Source organism: Halobacterium bonnevillei (genome assembly GCF_009831555.1).
GTDB classification, from domain to species: Archaea; Halobacteriota; Halobacteria; order Halobacteriales; family Halobacteriaceae; genus Halobacterium; species Halobacterium bonnevillei.
In genome coordinates, this window is the sequence record NZ_WUUU01000198.1 from 1 (window position 1) to 5,329 (window position 5,329).

A 5,329-nucleotide genomic window follows, 5' to 3' on the forward strand; every position below is an offset into this window, starting at 1 on the left:
GCGGCTCGTCGGCGACCCGCCGGTGGTGGCGCTGGACGAACCCACGAGTGGCCTCGACCCCGACCTCGCCGACCATATCTTCGACGTCGCCGAAGACATCGTCGCCGACGACCGCGTCGTGCTCCTCACGAGCCACGACCTCGCGGCCATCGAAGCGCGCGCGGACCGCGTGTTGTTGCTCTCCGGCGGCGAGTTCGTCCTGGACGGCGCGCCAGACTCGGTCCTCGACGCCACCGGCGCGGAGACCCTCCGCGAGGCGTTCTCCGTCGCCGTCACCGGGGAGGACCGTGCAGCGGTCGGCCAGCCGGCGCCGACCGGGGGTGACGACTGATGCGGCGGTACGACCGCGTGTTCGTCGTCGTCGAGCGGGAACTCCGGACGCTCGTCCGGAGTCGGATGGCGGTCGCGGTCGCCCTCGCGTTCTTCGGGGTCGTCGTCGGCCTCGGGGGCGCGTCGATGGGGTCGCCCGGCGGGTACGTGTCGCTGACCTACGACCTCCTGTTGCCGGTGGAACTGCTGGTCCCGGCCGTGGCGTTCGCGTACGTCTACCGGTCCGTACGCGGCGACGACGAACGCGGCGAACTGGACGTAATCCGGACGTACGACGTCTCGCGGCTCGACTACGTGCTCGGCGTGTTCGTCGGGCGGAGCCTGTTCCTCGTCGTCGTGGTGCTCGTGTCGCTGGGCGTGGCGGGCGTCGTCGCGAGCCTCGGGGCGGAATCCACCGTGACGTTCTTCGCGACGCACACCGCCGGCGACACGCCCCTCGTCTACGCTCGGTTCGTGCTGTTCGCGACGGCGTACGCGCTCGTGGCCGCCGCTGTCGCGCTGTCGGTGTCTGCGGCGACGCGCACGAAACGCGAGGCCCTCGCCGCGAGCATCGCCGCGATCGTCGTCCTCGCGGTGGGACTGGACCTCTCGCTGGTCACGCTCGTCTCGATGGACGTCGTCAGCGCGGACGGCATCGCCGTGTTCAACGGCTTGAGTCCCGCGAGCGCGTTCCGCGGCCTCGTGCTCGAAGTCGCGATACGGCCGGCGCTGGCAGCCAGCCCGTCCGCGGCGACGGCCGCTCCGGCCGTGAGCGCTCTCGGCCTGCTCGGGTGGCTGGTCGCGGGGCTCGGTTCCGCGACACTCGCGGTCTGGCCTGACACGTCACAGTGACACAACGCAACAATGAACGTGACCAGTACGCTCTCGACACTCGAGGTGGCGTCGCGCGCCGACTACCCGCACTGTCGTAGCGACGGCCTCCCGCGCTCCGGGGCGCACCCGCTCCGATGCGCCCGCTGGCGGACGCGTGTGGAACTCGGCGACGCGACGTCCACACGGGGGGTACCGCCATGCTAGACCCGGTGCTAGCGAGCCGGCTCCAGTTCGCAGTCACGACGATCGTCCACATCATCTTCCCCGTGATGAGCATGGGGCTGGCGCCGTTCCTCGTCTACTTCACGTACAAGGAAATCCGGACGACGGACCCCATCTACGAGCAACTCCGACGGTTCTGGGTCCGCATCTTCGCCGTGAGCTTCGTCGTGGGGACGGTGACGGGACTGGTGCTGGAGTTCGAGTTCGGGACGAACTTCGCGGCGTTCTCGACGACGGCGGGCGAGCTGTTCGGCGGCCCGTTGGCCACCGAGGGGATGATGGCGTTCATGCTCGAGGCGACGTTCCTCGGAATCTTCGTGTTCGGCCGCGAGCGCGTCTCCGACGCGCTGTATTTCCTCTCGAGCGTTGCTGTTGCGCTCGGAACGTGGCTGTCCGCCGTCTGGATTCTCGTCGCGAACTCCTGGATGCAGACCCCCCGCGGCTACGAGATCGCCGTCGAGGGCGGTCAGCAGGTCGTGAAACTGACTGACCCCATGGCGGCGTACTTCAATCCGCGCTTCCAGTACATGTTCCTCCACATGCAGAACGCGGCCGTCGAGTCGGTCGCGCTGTTCATGGCGGGCGTCGCCGCGTACTACGTCTTCCGGCACCACGTCTGGGGGTACCCGGTCGAACACCCCGAGTTCTGGCAGACCACGCTGAAGATCGCGCTCGTGGCGCTCGTCGTCACCGCGCCGCTCCAGGTGCTGCACGGCGACCTGTACGCGCGCCACGTCTACGAGACCCAGCCCCAGAAGTTCGCCGCGATGGAAGCCCTCTGGGAGACCGACAGCTACGTCCCCGAGTACATCGTCGCGTTTCCGGCCGACCTCAATCAGTTGCTCGACCCGCGAACCAAGGAGCTGTTCGGCATCGGTATCCCGGGCGGCGCGTCGTGGCTCGCCAGCGGCGGCGACCCACAGGCGACGATCCGCGGGCTGGAGTCGTTTGACACCGAAGCCCCGCCCGTCGCCATCGTCTTCTGGTCGTTCCGCGTCATGGTCGGACTCGGCTTCTGGTTCATTCTGCTCGCGTTCTGGGGCGCCTACCGGTGGTGGAGCGGCGACCTGTACGAGGACGACCTCCTGCACAAGGCGTTGATGGGGTCGTCGCTGCTCGGCATCGTCGCCGTCGAAGTCGGGTGGATCGTCACCGAGGTGGGGCGGCAGCCGTGGGTCATCCAGGACGTCATGCAGACCTCGGACGGCGTCTCGCAGGGCCTGACGAGCGCCGAGGCGACGTTCACGCTCGCGGGGTTCGTCACGGGGTACGTGCTCCTCCTCGCGCTGTACTCGTACGTGGTCACACGACTCATCCGAGCGGGGCCGCCAGCGGGCGACGACCTGCGGAGCGCGTCGGACGAACCCGCTCCCTCGGAGGTGTCCGCCGATGAGTAGTGTCGCGTCGCTGGCGTCGGCCCCCCTGTTCGGGCTCCCGCTCCCGGAACTGTGGTTCGCGTTGCTGTTTTTCATCTTCGGGATGTTCCTGTTCCTGGACGGCTTCGACTTCGGCATCGGTATCCTGTTCGCGACCCGCGACGACCCCCACGAGGAGGCGGTGTTGCTGTCGGTCATCGGACCGTTCTGGGACGGGAACGAGGTGTGGCTGGTGGTGTTCGGCGGCGCGCTGTTCGCGGCGTTTCCGGCGGTGTACGCGAACCTGTTCAGCCGCTACTACCTGCTGATGTTCGCGATCCTCGCGGCGCTCGGGCTCCGCGGGCTCGCGCCCGAGATGTACGAGGAACGCGAGGACGAGCAGTGGCGCCGGTACTGGGGATACGCGTTCGTCGTCGGGAGCGCCACGACTCCCTTCCTCCTCGGCGCGTTCGTGTTGAACTGGCTGGTCGGCGCGGCGTCCATCGTCACGCTCACTGGCGCCCTCGGCGGATTGGCGGTCGTCGCGCTGACAGTCGCCGACGGCGCCGCGTTCCTCGGCCTGAAGACGCGCGGGTCGCTCCGGGACGACGCGAGCGCGTTCGGCGTCAGGGCGGCAGTCTCGTACCTCGTGCTGGTCGTTGCGACGCTCGCGGCCGTCTACGCGACGGCACCGGACCTCAGACCTGCTCTCGCTCACCCCGTCGTCGTCGCGCTCGTCGTTTTCACGGTCGTGCTGACGGCGGGCTACGTCGTCGCCGTGCGCGGGCAGCGCTACTACGTCGCGTTCGCCGCCGTCGCGGGACTCGTCGCCGGCCTCGTCGCGCTGGTCGCCGTCGCGATGTTCCCGTACGTCGACCGCGCGACCGGAATCACCGTGTCGGAGGGAATCGTCTCGACGCTCCCGCTGAACCTCATGACGATCATGGCTGCCGTCCTGCTGCCGGTCGTCCTCTCGTACTTCGCGGTGCTGTACTCCGTGTTCAGCGGGCCGCTCGACGAGGAGGAGGCGTATGGGTGAGTCGGTGCCGAGCGAGTCGCCGCCCCCGGAACCGCACCTCGGCTCGCGCATCGTCGTGACGTGGGTGGAGTTGACGATTGCGGGACTGGCGGGCGGCATCCTGGGGACGACGGTCGGCGGCCCGCCGGGACTCGTCGTGTACTTCGCGACGACGCTCGTGTCAGTGGCGATCCTCTTGTACAACGTGAACGAACTGATACGGCGCTGGACGCTGCGACGCCCGGAGGGCGCGACGACGCTCGACGAGGACTGACCCCCTCGGACCCCGGGATTTCACGGATTGCACAATACTAATACATACTGCGCACGTACGCCCACGCATGCGTGCAGTCTACGCCACCGACCTGTCGGACGCGATCGAGACCGCGATCAACTCCCGGACCTGCCTGGAGTGCCTGCAGCGGTACGGCATCGAGGAAATCGAACTCGTGACCGTCACCAGCCCGAACGTCACGGCCGGCGTGCCGACCGGCGGCATCGGCAAACAGACCGAGCGCGCGCTGGACCGCCAGCGCCAGATCCTCGAGGACGCCGGCTTCTCGGTCACCGAGCGAGCGGTCCGCGGGACGCCGCACCGACGCATCAACGGGGTCGCCGAGCAGGTGAACGCCGCGCTCATCGTCGTCGGGTCCCGCGGCCAGAGCCCCCTCGAACAGCGCTACATCGGGAGTACCGCGCGGAACGTCGCACGGACCGCCGTCCGGCCGCTGCTCGTCCAGCGCATCAGCGGCCGCGACGACCACCACGAGGTCGAACGCGAGCACCTCTTCGAGCGCGTGCTGTACGCGACGGACTTCTCCGAGAACGCCCAGCACGCCTTCGAGCAGTTCGAGTACCTCCAGACCCCGACCCAGGAGGCCACCCTGCTGCACGTCGCACCGCCGGGCCGACGCGCGGACAGCGAGACCGACCGCGTCCAGGACGCCGAAGGGCGACTGGCCGAATTGGCCGACGAACTCGAGCAGATGGGCATCGACGCGACCACCGCGGTCCGCGAGGGCGAAGCCGTCGAGGAGATTCTGGCGGCCGAAGCCGAATTCGACCCCACGACCGTCCTCATGGGGTCCCGCGGGCAGAGCCGGCTCCGCCGGCTCCTGCTCGGCAGCACCTCAGAGGACGTGATTGCGCGGGCGAACGCGAACGTGCTTGTCGTGCCGCCGGCGCGCGTTCCGTAACTGACGCCGTCGGGGCCGTTACGCCGGCGCGCGTACGCTACTGACGGTTCCCGGTTCCGTGCGTCGCTCCGAGACGACTATCAGCAGTCCGCAGTCGGGTTCTCCAGAAGCGATTATGCGAGCGGCGCCGACTCGCGCCGTCCGTCTCTCGGTCACCACTCCGACGCCAGCGCCGACAGCAGCCGGTCGACCTCGGCGCTGGTGTTCACGGCGTGCACGGACGCGCGGATTGCGTCCGGGTCGGACAGCGACCGGACGACGATGCCGTCGTCGGCGAGCCGGTCGACCGTGCGCGGGGTCGTCGACGTCTATCGTCACCAGACCGGACTCGGGGGTCGACGGGCTCAGCAGCCGCTCGTCCGGAACGCCGTCGGCGAGTCGGCCGGCGAGTTCCC

Annotated in this window: 5 protein-coding genes and 2 pseudogenes; 6 read left to right on the plus strand and 1 reads right to left on the minus strand. The window is 69.0% G+C overall.

Translation table 11 applies throughout. The features are described 5' to 3' along the window. From GRX66_RS16355 to GRX66_RS16380, 6 genes and pseudogenes are all read left to right on the plus strand, one after another. Nucleotides 1-331, plus strand: a pseudogene (locus GRX66_RS16355) (ABC transporter ATP-binding protein); the annotation flags it as partial. Continuing rightward, on the plus strand, nt 331-1,161 hold the full coding sequence (locus GRX66_RS16360; RefSeq protein ID WP_159527477.1) for an ABC transporter permease subunit: 831 nt from the start codon (nt 331-333) through the stop codon (nt 1,159-1,161). The pseudogene GRX66_RS16355 and the gene GRX66_RS16360, both read left to right, overlap by 1 nt. 179 nt (nt 1,162-1,340) lie before the next feature. Continuing rightward, entirely contained in the window at nt 1,341-2,762 is a 1,422-nt protein-coding gene (locus GRX66_RS16365) for a cytochrome ubiquinol oxidase subunit I (protein ID WP_159527478.1), read from the plus strand. Then, a complete protein-coding gene (cydB, locus tag GRX66_RS16370) occupies nt 2,755-3,759 on the plus strand; it encodes a cytochrome d ubiquinol oxidase subunit II (protein WP_159527479.1) in 1,005 nt (334 codons plus the stop codon). Before GRX66_RS16365 ends, cydB begins: the two co-directional genes overlap by 8 nt. Continuing rightward, a complete protein-coding gene (locus GRX66_RS16375; protein WP_159527480.1) occupies nt 3,752-4,012 on the plus strand; it encodes a hypothetical protein in 261 nt (86 codons plus the stop codon). The genes cydB and GRX66_RS16375 overlap by 8 nt, the downstream gene beginning before the upstream one ends. Before the next feature lie 67 nt (nt 4,013-4,079). Then, nucleotides 4,080-4,934: a universal stress protein gene (locus GRX66_RS16380; RefSeq protein ID WP_159527481.1), complete on the plus strand. Its 855-nt coding sequence runs from the start codon at nt 4,080-4,082 to the stop codon at nt 4,932-4,934. A 152-nt stretch (nt 4,935-5,086) separates the two neighbouring features. Here GRX66_RS16380 and GRX66_RS20155 read toward each other — a convergent pair. Beyond that, nucleotides 5,087-5,329 (minus strand): annotated as a pseudogene (locus GRX66_RS20155) (aminotransferase class V-fold PLP-dependent enzyme); the annotation flags it as partial.